The sequence below is a fragment of the Lentzea atacamensis genome (genome assembly GCF_003269295.1).
Taxonomy (GTDB): domain Bacteria; phylum Actinomycetota; class Actinomycetes; order Mycobacteriales; family Pseudonocardiaceae; genus Lentzea; species Lentzea atacamensis.
This window is the reverse complement of the sequence record NZ_QLTT01000010.1, coordinates 304,735-322,953: the sequence shown is the minus strand read 5'-3', so window position 1 is coordinate 322,953 and position 18,219 is coordinate 304,735. Positions and strand designations below refer to the sequence as shown.

The window sequence follows — 18,219 nt, the reverse complement described above, 5'->3', positions numbered from 1 at the left end:
CTGTTCATACCGGCACCACGACCTTGCGGACGTGCCCGATCGCGAACTCGCGGGTCGACCCGTCCTCGCACTCCGCGGTCAGCACACCCTCCAGGTGCTTGGCCGGCGTGATCACGTGCGTCTCCAGCTGCCGCGGGCCGCTCGCGTACTTGATCTCGACCTGGTGCCCCGCGACCAGCGCCGTCGCCAGGATCAGCACCTCCTCGTCGCGCAGGAAGACGTTCTGGTCGCGCAGCATCCGCGCCGCGCTGGCCCGCGGCGTGCCCCTGCCGACGGTCGGCCGTTCCTGCTCGACCAGCCGGATCGCGAGCTGGGTCAGCTCCAGGTCGTCCAGCTCGGTGCGCCACCACCGGTCCGGCCTGCGCTCGCCGCGGGCCGGTGCACGCAGCCGTTCCACCTGCTCCACAATGGACTGATCACCGGTGTCGACCCCGGTCGGCGCGTAACCGGCCCGGCGCAACGCCGCCAGCGTCTCCGCCATCGGCCGCGCGGAGGCCAGCACGGTCGGCGCCAGCAACCGCAGCTTGAGCGACGCCAGCCGCTTCGACCTGGCGATCTCCTGCAGCAGCGACTGGTCCTCGGCCCGCAGGCAGCTCGCCACGTCGGTCACCGTCAGCTGCCCGTGCCGTCGCGCCACGTCCTGCACCTGGTACTCGATCACCTGCGGCAACGGCGCTTCCGACACCGCGGCGAGCTTCGCCAGCAGCTCCTCGGCGGTGAGCCCGGTGTCCAACGCGCGCCGCACCGAACCGGCGGACAGACGCCACACCCTTGCGGCGTCGTTGTCCTCCAGGTCCGCCGCCAGGTTCAGCGTCGCGCTCAGCTCCGGCGACGGCAGCCCGTTCACCACGGCGGTCATGTCCGTCTGGAACGCGGCTTTCCCAGCGGCGGGTGGCATCAGGCCGCTCGCCGCGGCCTCGATGTCGCCGCCTTCCCGCACCGCCACACCCAGCGGCGTCAGCGCGCCGCCGGCCACCAGTCCCAGCGACTCCATCTCGCTGATCACCGCCGCCGTCGCGCGCGGGTCGTGCACGGCAGGCCGCTCCCACACCAGGTCGTCGACCAGCTCGCCGGTGTCCGCGAACGCGACGTCGGCCGAGAACCGCTCCAGCGCGGTGCGCCGCAACGCGAGCCCCGCGGCACCGGTGTAGTCGCGCAACGCCGCCCGCGCCTGGTCCGGCTCCGGCCGCCAATCCATCCGCCGCCACGCGTTGACCAGCGCCGCGAGCCGTGTGCCGGGATGCGAGTCGAGCCAGTCGTCACCGTGCTTGGTCGGCAGCAGCCGGTGGCGTTCGATGCCGATCAGCTGAGCCTCGACCGCGAGCTCCAGCCAGAGGCGCAGGACGGAGTCGGCGACCCGTAACGCCCGCGCGACCCGGCGAATCTCCACGGTCGCCACGCCACCGGTGTAGCGGGCGTCGAAACTGTCCTGTTCGCAGTGTGCGAGCAGCCGCGCGACACCGTCCACAGTGGACATGGCGGCGACCACCGGTGAGACCGCCGACGCCTTGCGCACGCGCGGGGTCTTCGGCCGCAGCGTGAGCTGACCACCTGCCGCGCCGGTGGCCCGCACCGAGTTCACCGCGATGAGCCGCGCGCCATCGGGCCACGCCAGCGCCCGTTCCTTGAGCTGTCCGAAGGCCCGTTCGAAGTCGCCGACCGAGCAGTGCAGCTCGGTGCAGACCAGGTCGATCGTCCCCGAGTTGCCCATCGCGACGATCGCGCCCAGCACGTCGATCGCGCCCTGGTCCAGTGTGTCCTCCGCGGCGTGCACCGAGTCCGAGTCGGTGAGCTGCGTCGCGAGGTCCTTCAACGTCCGGATGTAGCGGTCCGCCACGTCGCGGCGGTGCACGAGTATCGCGGCCACCTCGTCCGGCTCGAGTTGGTGAAGCCAGGTCGCGAGCGCGTTGATACGGCGGGCCATTCATCTGATTATGGCCGTGATCGTGTGCCTTCAAACGAATTTCACGCGCATGGGCGATCCGCCTAGGCTGTTGCGGTGACGTTCAGCGGTTTCGGCGAGTACGCCATCGACTTCTACGACGGTCTGGAACTGGACAACTCGAAGGCGTACTGGGACGACAACAAGGAGACGTACCTGCGGGACGTGCGGGGGCCGATGGAGGCGCTGCTCGCCGCGCTGGAGAAGGAGTTCGGTCCTGGCAAGGTCTTCCGCCCGTACCGGGACGTGCGGTTCGCCAAGGACAAGACGCCGTACAAGACGCACTGCGGCGGCGTCATCGAAAAGGGACGTGGCGGCGGCGCGTACTACGTGCAGATCAGTCCCGAGGGACTGATGACCGGCGGCGGGTCGTTCCACATGGCGTCCGACCAGCTCGCCCGCTACCGCGCCTCCGTCGACGCGCACGGCGTCCTGCTGCGCAAGATCGTCGACAAGCTGGTCAAGCAGGGCTGGACGCTGTGCGGCGACGTGATGAGGTCCAGGCCGCGCGGGTTCGCCGACGACCACCCGCACCTCGACCTGCTCAAGCACCGGTCGATCTACGTGCGGAAGGTCTGGGAGCCGGACGACGTGCTGCACGAGCCCGCGTGCCTCGACCGCGTCCGAAAGTCGTGGCGGCAGCTCAAGGACTTCAACGCGTGGTGCGAGGACCACGTCGGCGTGAGCGAAGCCAGGTCGCGGTAGCCCAGCCCAGCCCGATCCCGAGCACGTCCACCAGCGCGTCGAGCACGTCGCCGCTGCGGTGCAGGGGCGTGATCAGCTCCTGCAGCACCTCCGAAACGCCGGCGTAGACCACGAGCAGCGGCAAAATGCGAGAAATCTTCGCGTAAATGCCGGTGAACGCGAGCAACGCGAACAGCAGCGCGTGGATGACCTTGTCCGTACCCGGCGGCGCGGTGGGCACACCTGACTCGGGGGTGAACAAAATGACGACACTGAGCAACGCTGCGGTCACGAAGGGAAGGACTCGACCCATTGTCGGAACATTACCGGCGGGTAGTTCGGGATCGGTCCAGGAACCAGGACTAGTCTCTGCAGACGTGAGTCGACGCGCAAAGATCGTCTGTACCCTCGGTCCCGCCACTGGCACGCCGGACAAGGTCCGCGACCTGGTAGCGGCCGGTATGGACGTGGCCAGGATGAACTTCAGCCACGGCAGCCATGCCGACCACAAGCAGGTCTACGACATGGTCCGCGCAGCGGCTGACGAGTCGGGCCGCGCGGTGGGCATCCTCGCCGACCTCCAGGGCCCCAAGATCCGCCTCGGCCGGTTCGCCGCGGGTCCGGTCGACTGGAACACCGGCGACGTGGTCCGCATCACCGTCGAGGACGTCGAAGGCACGCACGACCGCGTGTCGACGACGTACAAGGAGCTCGCGAAGGACGCCAAGGTCGGCGACCGCCTGCTCGTGGACGACGGCAAGGTCGGCCTCGTGGTCGTCGACGTCGAAGGTTCCGACGTCGTGTGCGAGGTCACCGAGGGCGGGCCAGTCAGCAACAACAAGGGCCTCTCGCTGCCCGGCATGGACGTCTCCGTGCCCGCGCTGTCGGAGAAGGACATCGAGGACCTCGAGTTCGCGCTCCAGCTGGGCGTGGACTTCATCGCTCTGTCGTTCGTGCGCTCCCCGGCGGACATCGACCTGGTCCACCAGGTCATGGACCGTTCGGGAGGCAAGCGCCTCCCGGTGATCGCGAAGATCGAGAAGCCGGAGGCCGTGGACAACCTCGAGGCCATCGTCCTCGCCTTCGACGGCGTCATGGTCGCCCGCGGTGACCTGGGCGTCGAGCTGCCGCTGGAGAGCGTGCCGCTGGTGCAGAAGCGAGCGATCCAGATCGCCCGCGAGAACGCCAAGCCGGTCATCGTCGCGACCCAGATGCTGGACTCGATGATCAGCAACTCCCGCCCGACCCGCGCCGAGACGTCCGACGTCGCGAACGCGGTCCTCGACGGCGCGGACGCCCTGATGCTCTCCGGCGAGACCTCCGTCGGCCGCTACGCCATCGAGTCGGTCAAGACCATGGGCCGCATCATCGAGGCCGTCGAGACCGAGTCCGTCGTCGTGCCGCCGCTGACCCACGTCCCGCGCACCAAGCGCGGCGTGATCTCGTACGCGGCCCGCGACATCGGCGAGCGTCTCAACGCCAAGGCCCTGGTCGCCTTCACGCAGTCCGGCGACACCGTCCGCCGGCTGGCCAGGCTGCACACGCACCTCCCGCTGCTGGCGTTCACGCCGGAGCAGTCGGTGCGCTCGCAGCTCTCGCTGACGTGGGGCACCGAGACGTTCCTGGTCCCGAAGGTGGAGTCCACCGACGAGATGGTCCGCCAGGTCGACAGCTCGATGCTGGAGATCGGTCGTTACCAGCCGGGTGACCTCATGGTGGTCGTCGCCGGTTCGCCTCCTGGCACCATTGGGTCGACGAACCTCATCCGGGTGCACCGGCTGGGGGAGGACGACCACGCCTAGGAGTACTTCGTGACAGAGGCCGCCCGCGCCGCTGCGATGAGCCCGTCGGGCCTGAGCGGACAGTCCGCAGTGGACGACCTGGTCGCGTTGCTCGACCTGGAACGCATCGAGGAGAACATCTTCCGCGGTGTGTCGCCCGCCGAGTCGCCCGTGCGCGTCTTCGGCGGGCAGGTGGCGGGCCAGGCCCTGGTCGCCGCCGGTCGCACCGTCCCGGCCGAACGCCGGGTGCACTCGCTGCACTCGTACTTCATCCGGCCCGGCGACCCGCGCGTGCCGATCGTGTACGAGGTGGACCGCATCCGCGACGGCCGCTCGTTCACCACGCGCCGCGTCGTCGCCGTGCAGCACGGCAAGGCGATCTTCGCCCTCTCCGCCTCGTTTCAGCTGGAGGAGCAGGGCGTCGAGCACGGTTCCCCGATGCCGGCCGTGCCGGACCCCGAGTCGTTGGCCACGTGGACCGAGTCGGCCGCGGGCTACGGGCTCCACACGTCGAAGTTCCCGCGCCCGATCGACGTGCGGTACGTCACCGAGCCGCCGTGGGAGTCGCGTGAGGACGGTCCGGGCGAGGCCGCGTCACGGGTGTGGATGAAGGCCGACGGCAAGCTGCCGGACGACCCGATGCTCCACATCTGCATCATGACCTACGCGTCGGACATGACCCTGCTGGACGGGGTTCTTGCCAAGCACGGCGTGTACTGGGGACTGGACAAGGTCGTCGGTGCTTCTCTGGACCACGCGATGTGGTTCCACCGGCCGTTCCGGGCCGACGAGTGGCTGTTGTACGACACAGCTTCGCCGTCGGCGTCCGGGAACCGCGGGCTGGCCACCGGGCAGTTCTTCTCGCGGGACGGGCAGCTGGTGGCGACGGTGGTGCAGGAGGGCCTGATCCGGGTGCTCAAGCCTTCCGGCGATGACGAGTGAACACCGGTGATGTCTGGCGGCTGCACCACGAGGGTCAGGAGATCGCCCGCCTGACGGTGACGGGCGGAGACTTCCCGTGGATGCACGCGACCATCGAGACGTTGCCCGGTTTCGAGGAGTTCCGGCCGGTCTTCGCCGACCAGGAGCGAGCCATCGACGACGAGGACCCCGAACGGGCCGACGCCTGCTACCACCAGATCCGGAAGTCGCTCACGATGACGTATCCGGACGGAGAACCGGTGCCCGAGTTCTGGCTCCACGTCCACGGAGACGGCACTGCCGGGTGGCGCTGGCACCACGAGCCGTTCGACGACGACGACCAGTAACCCGATCGGGAGTGACCTCGTACACCAGTTCGAACCACCTGCCTGAGTGACCAAGCCCTTGCCGGACCACCGAGGCGGCGGTCCGCGGTCCGAAGCGGTTTGCGGCGGCGGACGTGGTGCTTGCGGTCGAGATCGTGTCACCCGGGTCGGAGCGCGCCGACCGAGTCACGAAGCCGACGCAGTACGCGAAAGTCGGCATCGCCCACTACTGGCTCGTTGAGCTTGACGAACCCGTCAGGCTGGTGGCGTTCGAACTTGTCGATGGGGTCTACAAGCCCGTCGAAGACGGCACGGGCAAGGTTGAGTTGAGCCCGTCCGGCCACGCTGACGTTCGACCTCGACGCCCTCGCTCGCCTGCGCTAGTCCGCTCGACGCCGCCGGTGAGTCGGCCGCAGGTTCGCCGGCGGCGTCAACGCCCGCGTCTCCACCCGCTCCAGCACCACCGAGCTCGTCAGGTTCCGCACCTCGGTCCGCGACGCGATCTTGTCCATCAGGAACGCCTGCAGGTGCGTGGAATCCGCGACAGCGATGTGGATGAGGAAGTCCGCCTGCCCGGAGACGTGGAAGATCGACCGGGTCTCCGGCTGAGCCATCACGAACGCCCGGAACGCCGCCACCACCGGCCGGGTGTGCGGCCGCACGTTCACCGACACCACGGCCTCCAGCGGCAGCCCCGTCGTGGCCGGGTCGACCACCGCGTGGCATCCCGTGATCACCCCGAGCTCACGCAGCCGCCGCACCCGCTGCAGGCACGACGAGGGCGCCAGGCCGACGATCTCCGCCAGTGTCCGGTTCGGCAGGGTCGCGTCGTTCTGCAACTCCTCCAGGATGTGCCAGTCGACCGAATCGAGTTCGGCTTGTTCGCGCATGACCGAATATCGTACTGACTAGCTGGAACTCGCTCGAACGAGTGAACGACGATCAGCCCATGCACATCGCGTGGACGTCGTTCCTGGTCGCTCTCCTGATCATCATGATCGTGCCGGGGCCGGACCTCGTGCTGATCATGGGCAACGCGGTGCGGAGCCTGCGCCTGGGGGTCGAGGCGGCGCTCGGTGTGATCACCGGGCTGATGATCCACGCCACGCTCGCCACCATCGGCCTGAGCGCGCTGGTGGCCGCGGTGCCGACGGCGTTGCTCGTGGTCAAGGTCATCGGCGCGCTGTACCTGGCCTACGTCGGGTTCATGACCTTGAGGACGGCGAGCAAGGCCACGCAGGAACAGCAGCACAAGGGCAACGTCTTCCTGCGCGGCATGCTGTGCGACCTGTTGAACCCCAAGGTGATGCTCACGTTCCTGAGCCTCATCCCGCAGGCCATGGACCCGCGCAGCGCGCCGCTGCCGCAGGCCGCGCTCCTCAGCGCGGTCACCGTCGGGGTGTTCGCGATGTTCTGGGTGATCGTCGTGCCGCTCGCCCGTCAGCTGGGCGCGCTGCTGAGCAAGCCCAAGATCCGCGCGACGTTCGAGCGGGTCTGTGGTACCGCTCTCATCGGTATGGCAGCGTCAGTCCTGGCTGCCTGAGTCCCAGGACACGGTGAGCTCCTCCCGGTTTCCGAACCGGACCAGGTGCCGTTCGACGACGTCGCGCAACCGCGCCACGTCGTCCTCCGACGAAGACACCACGCGCATGATCAACGCGTCGTCCGCGGCCGTGAACTCCGCCAGCCCCAGCGAGAACCTGACAAAGCCGCGTCCGTCCTCCCAGGACCCCTCCAGGTCCTTGTGCGTGAAGTGCTTCACCAGCTGCGAGCCGTACCTGGAGGCACGGTCCGTCGCCGAGCGTCCCACGCTCGTGAATTCGGTCATGAAGCCAACTTACGCCTAGCCATACGTACCGCAGCGTGACGCGGTTCACCTGGCAAAACAGAGTCTGAGAAGACCCTGTGACGTCTCGCGAAACGAGAGAGAACACGGCAGGCTGTCCGCTATGACGGAAGGCAAAGCACGCATCGCGGTCACCGGTCTCGCCACCATGGGCAGCAACCTCGCGCGCAACCTCGCGCGGCACGGCTTCAAAGTCGCCGTGCACAACCGGACGCCCGCGAAGATGAAGGCCCTGCTCGAGGAGCACGGTCACGAGGGCGACTTCGTCGGCGCCGAGACGCTGCAGGATCTCGTGGACAGCCTGCAGACGCCGCGCCAGATCATCATCATGGTCAAGGCGGGCGGCCCGACCGATGCCGTCATCGACGAGCTGAGCGGGCTGCTGGAGCCCGGCGACATGGTCATCGACGGCGGCAACGCCCACTACGCCGACACGCGCCGCCGTGAGGCCGCGCTGAAGGAGAAGGGGCTGCTGTTCGTCGGCGCCGGCATCTCCGGTGGCGAGGAGGGCGCGCTCAACGGCCCCAGCATCATGCCGGGCGGTCCCGCCGAGTCGTACAAGCACGTCGGCCCGGTCTTCGAGGAGATCGCGGCCAAGGTGGACGGTCAGCCGTGCTGCGTGCACGTCGGGCCGGACGGCGCCGGGCACTTCGTGAAGATGGTGCACAACGGCATCGAGTACGCCGACATGCAGCTGATCGCCGAGGCGTACGACCTGCTGAGCCGCGTCGGCGGGCAGACTCCCGCCGAGATCTCCGAGGTGTTCACGCAGTGGAACTCCGGCGACCTGGAGTCGTACCTGGTCGAGATCACCGCCGAGGTCCTCAAGCACGTCGACGCGGGCGGCACGCCGCTGGTGCAGGTCATCGAGGACGCGGCTGAGCAGAAGGGCACCGGCCGCTGGACCGTGCAGGAGGCGCTGGAACTGGGCGTCCCGGTCACCGGAATCGCCGAGGCCGTGTTCGCGCGCTCGCTGTCCGGCCACACCGACCAGCGCAAGGCCGTGCGCGACGCGTTCGGTGCCAGCGAGGTCGTGGCGAAGCCGGACGCCGAACTGGTCGACGACGTGCGCCAGGCGCTCTACGCGTCGAAGGTCGTCGCGTACGCGCAGGGCTTCGACATGATCCGCGAAGCATCGAAGAACTTCGAGTGGAACATCGACCTCGGCGCCATGGCGACGATCTGGCGCGGCGGCTGCATCATCCGAGCGCAGTTCCTCAACCGCATCCGCGAGGCCTACGACGCGAACCCGGACATCGCGTCCCTGTTGGTGGACAACTACTTCCGCGACGCGGTGCAGAACGCGGAAGCAGCCTGGCGCAGGGTCGTGGTCCGTGCGGTCGAATCCGGTGTGCCGACGCCGGGGTTCGTGTCCGCGCTGGCCTACTACGACGGTCTTCGCTCCGAGCGCCTGCCCGCCGCCCTCGTCCAGGGACAGCGGGACTTCTTCGGCGCGCACACTTACCGGCGCACCGACAAGCCCGGTAGCTTCCACACGCTGTGGTCGGGAGACAGGACCGAGGTGGAAGCGTGAAATTTCACTTACTGGGGGCGGTCGTCGCTGTGGCGGCAGGGTTGACCCTGACGTCCAGCGGCGGCGCGGTGGCGGTCGGCAACGAAGCGCTGACCGCCGATCTCGACGCGATTCTCGCCGTCGGGGCGCTCAAGGGCGCCGACGTCGGCGTGATCGTGCGGGACGCGACCACCGGTGAGGTCGTCTACACCAGGCAGAGCGGCCGGCGTTCGCAGATCGCGTCGAACATGAAGATGGTCACCACCGCCGCGGCGCTGGACCTGCTGGGACCGGACCACCGCTGGAAGACCGAGCTGGTGTCGAACGGCACGAGGTTCGGGCCGGTGCTCAACGGCGACCTGGTGTTGCGCGGCGGCGGTGACCCGACGATGTCGCAGAAGCGCTACCAGCAGCTCGCGGACACGTTGAAAGCCAGCGGGGTCAAGGTGGTCAACGGCGCGTTGGTCGTCGACGACACCAAGTTCGACGCTCAGCCGTACGGAACCGGCTGGGCGTGGGACGACGAGCCCTACTCGTACAACGCGGAGACGTCGGCGCTCACGCTGTCGCCGGACGAGAAGTTCAGCGCCGGCACGGTGATCGTGCGCGTGAAGCCGGGTGCCGCGGCGGGTGCCCCGGCCGTGGTCAGCGTCGAGCCGGCCAACGACCACGTGCAGATCGTCTCCACGGCGACGACCGGCACCGCGGGCATCTCCGTGGAGCGCGAGCACGGCACGAACGTGATCAGGGTCAGCGGTTCCACGTCCGTCGAGACCACCAGGCTCTCGACGGTCAAGGATCCGGCGGGGCTCGTCACGTCGGTGTTCCGCAAGGCGTTGAAGCAGAACGGGATCGTCGTCACGGGCGGGGTCAAGCGGGCCAAGGCGCCGGCCGGTGCCGCGGTGCTCGCGTCCGACGAGTCCGCCCCGCTGAGCCAGCTGAACGTGCCGTTGCTCAAGAACAGCAACAACATGCTGGCGGAGGTGCTGGTCAAGACTGCGGGCGGCTCGTTCTCGAACGGCGTCCGCCAGCTCAGCACCACGTGGCCGGGTCTCGGCGTCGACCCGAACTCGGTCGAGGTCTTCGACGGCTCCGGCCTGTCGCGGATGAGCCAGTTCTCGCCGGACGACCTCGCCTCGTTGCTGCTCAAGGCGAAGACCAAGCCGTGGTTCGCGGCGTGGCAGGCGTCGCTGCCGGTCGCCGGTGTCGACGGCACGCTCGTCAACCGCATGAAGAACACCCCGGCCGCGGGCAACGTGAAGGCCAAGACGGGATCGCTCACCGGCGTCTCGTCCCTGTCCGGTTACGTGAGGACGCAGGACAACCGGGAGCTCGTGTTCTCGGTGGTGCAGAACAACGTCCTGCGGTCCGTCAACCCGAAGACGGTGGAGGACAGGATCGTCGTGCGCCTGGCCTCGGACGGCGGCGCCGGCGTGGCCACACCGAGGATCGAGTCGGCGCCTCAGGAACGTTACGACGTCGAGTGCTCGTGGATCGGCAGCTGCTAGAGAACTGGAGCCGCCCCGGGAAACCGAGGCGGCTCCGGGGTTTCTAGGCCGGTGAAGGCACCGGCTCCAGCCCGTTGCGGTCCGGGTCGACCAGGTAGACGCGGGCGTTGGAGATGTCGAAGTACATGCCCTTCAACGTCAGGGTGCCCGCGGTGATCGCCTCGCGCACGCTCGGGTAGCCGAGCAGGTTGTCCAGCTGCTGCGCGACGTTCGCGACCGCGAGCCGGTCCGCCACCGGCAGTTCCGCGCAGCCGGGCGAAGTCGGCGCGTGGAACCGGATCAGCGACGGTTCCGCGTTGCGCAGCCACGAGTGCAGGTGCGTGCCGCGCGCGGCGGTTCCCCGCACCAGTGCCTTCATCGCACCGCAGTCGGAGTGTCCACAAACGACGATCGAGCTGACGTTCAGCACCTCGACCGCGAACTCGATCGCCGCGCCGACAGACCTGTCCTCGGCGGAGACCATCGGCACCAGGTTCCCGATGTTGCGCACGCAGAAGAGATCACCCGGCCCGGACGTGGTGATCAGGTTCGGCACCACGCGGGAGTCCGCGCAGGTGATGAACAGCTGCTGTGGTTGCTGCCCGCGCAGCGCCAGCTCGTGCAGGAACGGCCGCACCAGCGGTGCCGACCGCCGCTCGAACTCGTGCATTCCCAGGATCATCGGATCGCCCTCGACCGAGGACCGTTGCGCCGGCAGCAGCACCGAGCCCGGCGAGCCCTGCCAGTGCGACCACGGTGCGAACCAGCGCGGCAACGGGCCGGGCAACGTCTTGCGCCGCCCCGGTTTGCCCTGGTCCGCCTGGTCGTACCAGGTGTCGTGCACCTCGTCGACGCGCACCAGCCCGCCGAGCCGTTCGTAGCCCTCGCGCCAGTCGTTGATCGCCTCGTACGACGCGTGGTCCAGGTAGTCGATGTGCAGCTCCAGCACCACGGTCTGGCCCAGCGGCAACCGGCGCAGCTCGCGCACGAGCCGCCCGACCCCGAGGAACACCAGCGATCCGCGCACGCACACCCGGTTGCCCTCGACGCGCACCGAACAGTGCGTCAACCGGTACAACGCGCGCAGAAGCGCGATGGCGAGGCCGACGACCACGCCTTCCAGCAGTCCGAAGAGGACGACGCCGAGCACGGTCGCCGCGTACACCAGGAACTCCTGGTGCCGCCACAGCGTCCGCATCCGGTCCGGCGACACGAGCTTCAACCCGACCACGAAGAGCACGCCCGCCAGCGCCGCGAGCGGGATCTGCTCCAGCGCGACGGGGAACGCCAGCACCGCCACGGCGATCCACACACCCTGCAGAATCGCGCTGTACCGGGTCTTCGCGCCCGCCGCGACGTTCGTGGAGCTGCGGGCGAGCCCACCGCTGATCGGCAGCCCGCCCAGCGCGCCGGCGAGCACGTTCCCGGTGCCCTGCGCGATCAGTTCCTTGTCCAGCCGGGCGCGCGGCCCGTCGTGCAGCCGGTCGGTCGCGACCGCGGACAGCAACGACTCCATGCTCGCCACCACCGCCACGGTGGCGACCGCCGCGGCGACCGCTCCGGCACTGCCCCGCGGCATCTCCGGGAACACCAGCGCGTGGCTGTCCGGCAGGTCGACTCGAGCGACGTCCAGCTGCAGCACGTACGCGAGCAGCGTCGACGCGCCCACCGCCACCAACGGCGCGGGCACCGCGGCGGCGCGCGGAACCCGTGGCCACAGCAGCAAAGCCGCGATCGCCACCGCACCGGCCGTCAGCGACCCGACGTGCGACCCCGCCAGCTCCGCCGGCAGCAGGGCGACGTTCTCGGGCACGGACGACGACGCCGTGCCGCCCAGCACCACCACGAGCTGCCCGGCGGCGATGGAAATGCCGATGCCCGCGAGCATTCCGTGCACGATGGCGGGGGACAGCGACATCACCAGCCGGCTGATCCCGGTGAGTCCCAGCGCCAGCTGCAGCACGCCCGCGGCCAGTGTGATCGCCGCGGTGGCAGCCCACCCGAACTGCGCCACCAGCCCGGCCACGATCACCACGAGCCCGGTGCCAGGTCCGCTGATCTGCAACGGCGCCCCGCTGAGCGCGCCGACCACCACGCCGCCGACGACGGCGGAGATGATCCCGGCCATCAGCGGCGCGCCGGTCGCGTGCGCGATCCCGAGCGACAGCGGGATCGAGATCAGGAACAGCACGAAGCTCGCGGGCAGGTCGTGCCGGAGAACCAGCGGTGGACCGTGCGGGGTGTGATCGCCGGCGTCGGACTTCTGCAGATGGTTCACAACGACGTTTCCCTTTCAAGGAACAGGGGCATGGCCCTGCGCGCGGCACAGGGCGAGGGGAGGGGAGTTCGCTAGAGGCGCCCTAAGGGCAGCAAGCGGCGCGGCCGAACGGCAGCGAGCGCGTCGGCGCGGTCATGCGGGGTCGGCACGGGAGCACCTCCGTGTCGGCACAGGCATCGGGTCAGATCAGGCCGCGTCGCCACCATGATGGCGGCGGAATCGGTGCTGTGGCAGAAGTTTCAGCCAACCGTGTTGATCTTGACCCGTAACGTCACTGGAGGTGATGGCATGGTGCCGTGACCGTCAGCCTTTGCTCCGTATCCGTCGGTCAGACGGGTGCATCGTGGTGCCGGCCCCGCGTTCTCATCCTGGTTGGCTGTGGACGTGGGGCCGGTGCCGCGAGGCGCCCTGCTGAGCGGCGGAGACGCGGTGAAGGTTGACGGCCACGGCGCCAGACGGGCCGGCTCCGGTCGGGGGGTGCGGAGCCGGCCCAGGAACTGAAGAACTATCGAGTTCCGAAATTCAGCCTACCGAGCGCAGGTGCTTGCCGTGTGAAGTCTCCTGGCCCACCACGGTCAGGATCAGCTGCGCCGAAAGATAGGCACGGCACGGTGCGGGCAGCCTGCGGGAGAACCAGCCGCGCTTGCAGGTAGCGCACCGGCCGTGCTCGTCGGGCTGGTGCTCGTCCAGCAGCGCCTTGACCACCGCGACGACCCTCGGCAGCTCTACCCTGGCGAGCACGAGGGCCGTCTGGTCGTCGCCGTGCTGAGCCAGTTCGGTGAGTGTGGCCAGGTGTGAGTGCAGCGACTTGTCCAGTTGGCTGAACACCGTGACGGCCATCAGGCTCAGAGCTCCAGTCCTTGCGTAAGCAGCCCATGCAGCCTGGCGTGACCCAACTGCGATCTGCAAGTTGCACTACACGAATGGATGACGTCCCTTTGCGGCGACCTCCTTTGCTCTCAAACTGAGACAGGACCAGGAGGTGTGGATGCCACGGGGTAGCAGCCCGACCCTGCGCAAGCGACGGCTCGTGAGCGAGCTCAGGCGACTGCGCGAAGCGGCCGAGCTGACGATCGAGGAGGTGGGCGAGCGGCTGGAGTGCTCTGCCTCCAAGATCAGCCGCATCGAGACGGGCCGGGTGGGGGTGAGCCCGCGCGACGTGCGGGACATGCTCACCGCCTACGGTGCGGACACCGTCACCCTCGACGAACTGGTCCAGCTGGCCAGGGAGGCCCGCCGCAAGGCGTGGTGGGACGAGTTCGGCGACATCGTGCCCGGTCGTTACGTGGGGTACGAGGCCGACGCGGACTCGATCAGGACCTACCAGGGACTGATGATCCCGGGCCTGCTGCAGTGCGAGGCGTACACGAGGGCGTTGATCTCCCAGGTGCTGCCGGGTGCGAGCACCGCGGAGATCGACCGGCGAGTCCGGTTGCGCAAGGCACGGCAGGCCTTGCTGAGCGAAGACGACCCGTTGCGCCTGCACGTCGTGATCGACGAGGCGGCCCTGCGCAGGCTCGTCGGCGGCGCCGGGGTGATGCGCACCCAGATGGCGCGTCTTCTCGAAGTCGGTGCACTGCCGAACGTCACGATGCAGGTCGTGCCGTTCAGCGCCGGTGGTCACGCTGCGATGGACGGCCCGTTCGTCATCCTGAGCTTTCCCGAGCAGCTCGACCCCGAAGTCGTGTACATCGAAAGCACAAGGAGTGGCGTCTATCTGGAGCAACAGTCAGACGTCCATTGGTACGCCGAGATGTTCGAGCGGCTGGTGAACTCCGCCCTGAGCCCGAGGGAATCAGCAACCCTGATCACCGAGATCGCTCGCACTCTCGCGTGACTGCGACCGGGAGTGAACAGACAGTGGAAAGCTTGCGTTGGCGCAAGAGCAGCCGTTCGTCCGCCGGTGGGCCCGAGTGCGTGGAGATCGCGCTCGTCTCGTCTGGTGCGGCTGTCCGTGACAGCAAGAACGCGGACGGGGCGCGGTTGAAGTTCGGTGACGCCGGATGGGAGACCTTCCTCGCCGCCGCGAAGACCGGCTCTTTTGTCAGCTGATCCAGATCCGAACGAAGAAGGCCTCCGGCTGGAAGTCCAGCCGGAGGCCTTCTCGCGTTAGGGGACGTGGGCCGGCCGGCGTTCCGCCGCCGCGGGCTGGATGCCCCTTGCACGCCGGCCGGCCCACGTCGATCATGGGGAGCAGCGGGTGTTCCGCTGTCCGGTCCAACCTGCTCCGACTGCTCGATCTCGGTTTCCGTTGATCTCGCCGTCTGTGGTTGGTTGGACACGCTAAGCGTAAGAATGCCTTCTACAGCACGACTGGAGCCCGACTGAAGTGATCTTCAAGCTCCAGGTGACCACCAGGCGAAGGACAGGTCGGTGACGCACGGCGAGGAGCCCCTGCGGTTCGAGGTTCTCGGCCTTCTCCGAGTCGTTCGCGCAGGTCAAGAGGTTGATCTCGGTGCGGCGAAGCAGCGCGCCGTCCTCGCGGTGCTCCTGTTGGCGCGCAACACACCGGTCAGCCGCGGGCAGATCATCGAGGCGGTCTGGGGCGACAACGTGCCCTCCAGCGCGGTGAATTTGGTCCAGACCTACGTGGCCGGACTGCGCAGAGCGCTGGAGCCGGCCCGCGCTCGCCGGGCCCCGGCCGAGCTGCTGACGTCGGTCGGCGACGGCTACCTGTTGCGCGTCGAGTCCGGAGCGCTGGACCTCGACGTGTTCGAACGTCAGGTCCTGCTCGCGAACCGCATGCGCGCGGCGGGTGATCTCGCCGGAGCCGCGGTCGAGCTGGACGACGCCCTCGCGCTGTTCCGCGCCGAGCCCCTTGGCGGTGTCTCCGGCCTCTTCGCCGACGTCGAACGCGGTCGTCTCGTGGAACGCCGCCTGGCCGTGCTGGAGGAACGCGCCGAACTGGGCCTGGCGATCGGACAGGGATCCGAGCTGGTGTCCCAGCTGACCTCGATGGTCGCCGAGCACCCGTTGCGCGAACGCGGCCACGGCCTGCTGATGCGCGCGCTGGTCCAGGCCGGCCGGCAGGCGGAGGCCCTGGCTGCCTACCGCGAGGCCCGTCGCGTGCTGATCGAGGAGCTGGGGGTCGAGCCCGGCCCCGAACTGCGCCGCGTGCACCAGGCCGTGCTGGCGGGCGACAGCCCGGAGCCGGAACGCCCGCCGGTGCGCGTGCCCCCGCAGGCAGCCGCCCCGGAACCCGCGCCGGTGACGATTCCCGCGCAGCTCCCGCGTGCTCCCGTCGCGTTGATCGGCAGGGACGCCGAGCAGGCGCTCATGGACGCGCTGCTGCGTGATCATGACGGCCCGGTGCTGCTCGTGACCGGTCCCGCGGGTGTGGGCAAGACGGCGCTCGCGCTGCACTGGTCGCACCGGGTGCGCGACGAGTTCCCGGACGGCCAGCTCTACGTCGACGTCCACGGCTACGACCCGAACCGGGAGCCGCTGGAGATCGGTGAGGTGCTCAACCGGTTCCTGCGCGCCCTCGGTGTGCCGGCCGGCGACACCCCCGTCTCGGTGGACGAACGCTCTGCCCTGCTGCGGACGCTGCTGGCCGACCGCCGCATGCTGGTGATGCTGGACAACGTCCGCAGCTCAGCCGACCTGCTGCCGTTGCTGCCCGGCGCGCCCTCGTGCGTCGTGGTGACCTCGCGCCGCCGCCTGGTCGGCCTGGTCGCCCAGGTCGAGGCCAAGCTGATCGAGCTCGACATGCTCGACCAGGACGCCGCCGTGGACGTCCTGGGTCGCATCGCCGGACGCTCGGACATCGAGACGCACGCCTTCCGCGAGCTGGCCGAGCTGTGCGACGGGCTGCCGCTGGCGTTGCGCATCGCCGCCGCCCGGCTCGCCGTGTCCCCTCGTTTGCGCGTGGCCGAGCTCGTCGAGGAGCTGCAGGACGAGCACGGACGGCTCGCCGCACTCGGCCTGGAGGACGGTGAGGGCACCGTAAGAGCCGCTCTCGACGCCTCACGCCGTGCTCTGCCGCCGCTGCCGTCCCGGTTGCTCGCGATCATCGGCCTGCACCCCGGCGCGGACCTCAGCACCCACGTCGTCGCGGCGATGGGTGACGTCCCGCTGACGGAAGCCCAGCGGGCCCTGGACGCGCTGACCGCCGCCAACCTGCTGTCCGTCGGCGAGCCCGGCCGGTACGTGGCCCACGACATGGTCCGCGTCTACACCAAGACCCTGGCCGGCGAGCTCTCCGAACCGGAACGCCGTACCGCCACCGGTCGCATGCTCGACTACTACCTGCACTGCGCGGACCTGGCCGACGGCATGCTCCCGATCAACCGCGGCAGCGTCCTGGTGGCGCCGGAGCACCGCCCGGTCCACGTGCCGGCGCTGTCCGGTGCGGCGGACGCGATGGCCTGGTTCGACGCCGAACGTGCCAACCTGATCGCGGCCACGGAACTCGCCTTCGCCGCCGGCTGGCACGTCCACGCCTGGCAGCTGCCGTACACGTTGTCGCGGTACCTGTGGCTGCGAACGGAGCGCGAAACCTCGTTGCGCATCACGGAAGCCGCGTTGCAGGCCGCCACAGCGCTGAACGACGACGACGCCCGGTTCGTCATGCAGTTCAACCTGGGCGTGGCGTTGGTGCAGCTGGAACGGCACGACGAGGCTCTGCACGCCCAGCGCGGCGCCCTGGAAGTGGCCCGCCGCAAGGGAGACGTGCACCAACAGGCCCGAGCGCTGACCACGATCGCCGGCACGCTGCAGGACCTCGGTCGTGCCGCCGAGGCCGAGGCGCACTACCGCGAGGCCATGGAGATCTCGCGGGTCGCCGGGTCGAAGTGGGCCGAGGCCAACGCCCACCACCACCTCGGGGTCCTGTACCTGACGACGCAGCGCTTCGACGACGCGATGCCCTGGCTGCGGGTCGCCCTGCGGATGTACCACGAGGTGGGCGAACAGTGCGGCGAGGCGTCGTGCCACGTCGACATCTCCACGGCGTTGCTGGAGACCGGCGACACCGACGGCGCGTTGTCATCGGCTCGCCTGGCGCTGGCGGTGGCGTGCGACGCGGTGTCGCCGTACCACCAGGCGCTGGCACACGACCGGCTGGCGGCGGTGTTCGACCGGCTCGGCGCGGCGGGGGCGGCGGCGCACTGGCAGCGGGCGCTCGCGTTGTTCACCGAGCTGGGAGCCTCCGAGGCGGACGGGGTGAGGGCTCGCCTGGCCAGAGCCCGCGCGGTGACGGTGGGGTAAGGGGTTCGCCGGGCAGGACTGCGTGATCGCCCGATGCCTGAGGTGAGGCCTCAGGACGAACCTCGTGGTCATGACGGAATGGACCCCTGAGGCGATCAAAGCGGAGATCGAGTACCGGCGCGGCAACGCTCGTTGCAACTGGCAGCGGTCGCACGGCCCGCTGCCGTCGTGGCTGCGGCGAGTGATCCACCCCACGACTGCGAAAGCCGGCGGCACCGGCGCATGACATGTGC

Annotated in this window: 17 protein-coding genes and 1 pseudogene; 12 read left to right on the top strand and 6 right to left on the bottom strand. The window is 69.3% G+C overall.

The annotated features are described in order from the left end of the window. Positions 1 to 4: 4 nt before the first annotated feature. A complete protein-coding gene (locus C8D87_RS36785; protein WP_112230502.1) occupies positions 5 to 1,924 on the bottom strand; it encodes a helicase-associated domain-containing protein in 1,920 nt (639 codons plus the stop codon). Between the two features lie 75 nt (positions 1,925 to 1,999). On the opposite strand from C8D87_RS36785, the gene C8D87_RS36780 reads away from it, so the two are divergent. Next, positions 2,000 to 2,647 carry a DUF2461 domain-containing protein gene (locus C8D87_RS36780; RefSeq protein ID WP_109633450.1) on the top strand — a complete coding sequence of 216 codons (648 nt, stop codon included), beginning with the start codon at positions 2,000 to 2,002 and terminating at the stop codon, positions 2,645 to 2,647. Here the strand turns inward: C8D87_RS36780 and C8D87_RS36775 are convergent. Continuing rightward, positions 2,595 to 2,939, bottom strand: a complete 345-nt coding sequence (locus C8D87_RS36775) for a VanZ family protein (protein WP_112230500.1) — start codon at positions 2,937 to 2,939, stop codon at positions 2,595 to 2,597. The two genes, C8D87_RS36780 and C8D87_RS36775, sit on opposite strands and share 53 nt — an antisense overlap. 64 nt (positions 2,940 to 3,003) lie before the next feature. Between C8D87_RS36775 and pyk the strand changes: the two genes are divergently transcribed. The 4 genes and pseudogenes from pyk to C8D87_RS48760 all read left to right on the top strand — a co-directional run. Continuing rightward, positions 3,004 to 4,428, top strand: a complete 1,425-nt coding sequence (gene pyk, locus C8D87_RS36770; protein WP_112230498.1) for a pyruvate kinase — start codon at positions 3,004 to 3,006, stop codon at positions 4,426 to 4,428. A 9-nt stretch (positions 4,429 to 4,437) separates the two neighbouring features. Next, entirely contained in the window at positions 4,438 to 5,349 is a 912-nt protein-coding gene (gene tesB, locus C8D87_RS36765) for an acyl-CoA thioesterase II (protein ID WP_112230496.1), read from the top strand. Then, positions 5,346 to 5,675, top strand: coding sequence for a hypothetical protein (locus tag C8D87_RS36760; RefSeq protein ID WP_112230494.1), 330 nt, complete (start codon positions 5,346 to 5,348; stop codon positions 5,673 to 5,675). Before tesB ends, C8D87_RS36760 begins: the two co-directional genes overlap by 4 nt. A 98-nt stretch (positions 5,676 to 5,773) precedes the next feature. Continuing rightward, positions 5,774 to 5,974: pseudogene (locus tag C8D87_RS48760) on the top strand (Uma2 family endonuclease); the annotation flags it as partial. A gap of 60 nt (positions 5,975 to 6,034) precedes the next feature. Here C8D87_RS48760 and C8D87_RS36750 read toward each other — a convergent pair. Beyond that, a complete protein-coding gene (locus C8D87_RS36750) occupies positions 6,035 to 6,544 on the bottom strand; it encodes an Lrp/AsnC family transcriptional regulator (protein ID WP_109633438.1) in 510 nt (169 codons plus the stop codon). Positions 6,545 to 6,603: 59 nt separating this feature from the next. Between C8D87_RS36750 and C8D87_RS36745 the strand changes: the two genes are divergently transcribed. Next, positions 6,604 to 7,197 (top strand): LysE family translocator, encoded by a 594-nt coding sequence (locus C8D87_RS36745; protein ID WP_112230574.1) that lies wholly within the window; start codon positions 6,604 to 6,606, stop codon positions 7,195 to 7,197. Here the strand turns inward: C8D87_RS36745 and C8D87_RS36740 are convergent. Beyond that, positions 7,180 to 7,482 carry a DUF2218 domain-containing protein gene (locus C8D87_RS36740; protein WP_112230492.1) on the bottom strand — a complete coding sequence of 101 codons (303 nt, stop codon included), beginning with the start codon at positions 7,480 to 7,482 and terminating at the stop codon, positions 7,180 to 7,182. The two genes, C8D87_RS36745 and C8D87_RS36740, sit on opposite strands and share 18 nt — an antisense overlap. A 121-nt stretch (positions 7,483 to 7,603) precedes the next feature. Between C8D87_RS36740 and gndA the strand changes: the two genes are divergently transcribed. Together gndA and dacB are read left to right on the top strand one after the other, a co-directional pair. After that, the gene (gndA, locus tag C8D87_RS36735) at positions 7,604 to 9,034 is read left to right on the top strand and encodes an NADP-dependent phosphogluconate dehydrogenase (protein ID WP_112230490.1); all 1,431 of its coding nucleotides are present in this window, start codon (positions 7,604 to 7,606) and stop codon (positions 9,032 to 9,034) included. After that, complete coding sequence (gene dacB, locus C8D87_RS36730; protein ID WP_233442465.1) at positions 9,031 to 10,521, top strand: D-alanyl-D-alanine carboxypeptidase/D-alanyl-D-alanine endopeptidase; 1,491 nt, start codon at positions 9,031 to 9,033, stop codon at positions 10,519 to 10,521. The genes gndA and dacB overlap by 4 nt, the downstream gene beginning before the upstream one ends. Positions 10,522 to 10,564: 43 nt before the next feature. Here dacB and C8D87_RS36725 read toward each other — a convergent pair whose 3' ends face one another. Together C8D87_RS36725 and C8D87_RS36720 are read right to left on the bottom strand one after the other, a co-directional pair. Further along, on the bottom strand, positions 10,565 to 12,778 hold the full coding sequence (locus C8D87_RS36725; RefSeq protein ID WP_112230488.1) for a SulP family inorganic anion transporter: 2,214 nt from the start codon (positions 12,776 to 12,778) through the stop codon (positions 10,565 to 10,567). Between the two features lie 522 nt (positions 12,779 to 13,300). Next, positions 13,301 to 13,618 (bottom strand): hypothetical protein, encoded by a 318-nt coding sequence (locus C8D87_RS36720; RefSeq protein ID WP_112230486.1) that lies wholly within the window; start codon positions 13,616 to 13,618, stop codon positions 13,301 to 13,303. A gap of 148 nt (positions 13,619 to 13,766) precedes the next feature. Here C8D87_RS36720 and C8D87_RS36715 point away from each other — a divergent pair, with 148 nt between their 5' ends. From C8D87_RS36715 to C8D87_RS46440, 4 genes are all read left to right on the top strand, one after another. After that, the gene (locus tag C8D87_RS36715; protein ID WP_109633428.1) at positions 13,767 to 14,615 is read left to right on the top strand and encodes a helix-turn-helix domain-containing protein; all 849 of its coding nucleotides are present in this window, start codon (positions 13,767 to 13,769) and stop codon (positions 14,613 to 14,615) included. A gap of 23 nt (positions 14,616 to 14,638) precedes the next feature. Further along, positions 14,639 to 14,830 (top strand): DUF397 domain-containing protein, encoded by a 192-nt coding sequence (locus C8D87_RS36710; protein ID WP_112230484.1) that lies wholly within the window; start codon positions 14,639 to 14,641, stop codon positions 14,828 to 14,830. Positions 14,831 to 15,151: 321 nt separating this feature from the next. Continuing rightward, positions 15,152 to 17,986: an AfsR/SARP family transcriptional regulator gene (locus tag C8D87_RS36705; protein ID WP_112230482.1), complete on the top strand. Its 2,835-nt coding sequence runs from the start codon at positions 15,152 to 15,154 to the stop codon at positions 17,984 to 17,986. Between the two features lie 70 nt (positions 17,987 to 18,056). Continuing rightward, positions 18,057 to 18,212 carry a hypothetical protein gene (locus tag C8D87_RS46440; RefSeq protein ID WP_170154799.1) on the top strand — a complete coding sequence of 52 codons (156 nt, stop codon included), beginning with the start codon at positions 18,057 to 18,059 and terminating at the stop codon, positions 18,210 to 18,212. Positions 18,213 to 18,219 lie beyond the last annotated feature (7 nt).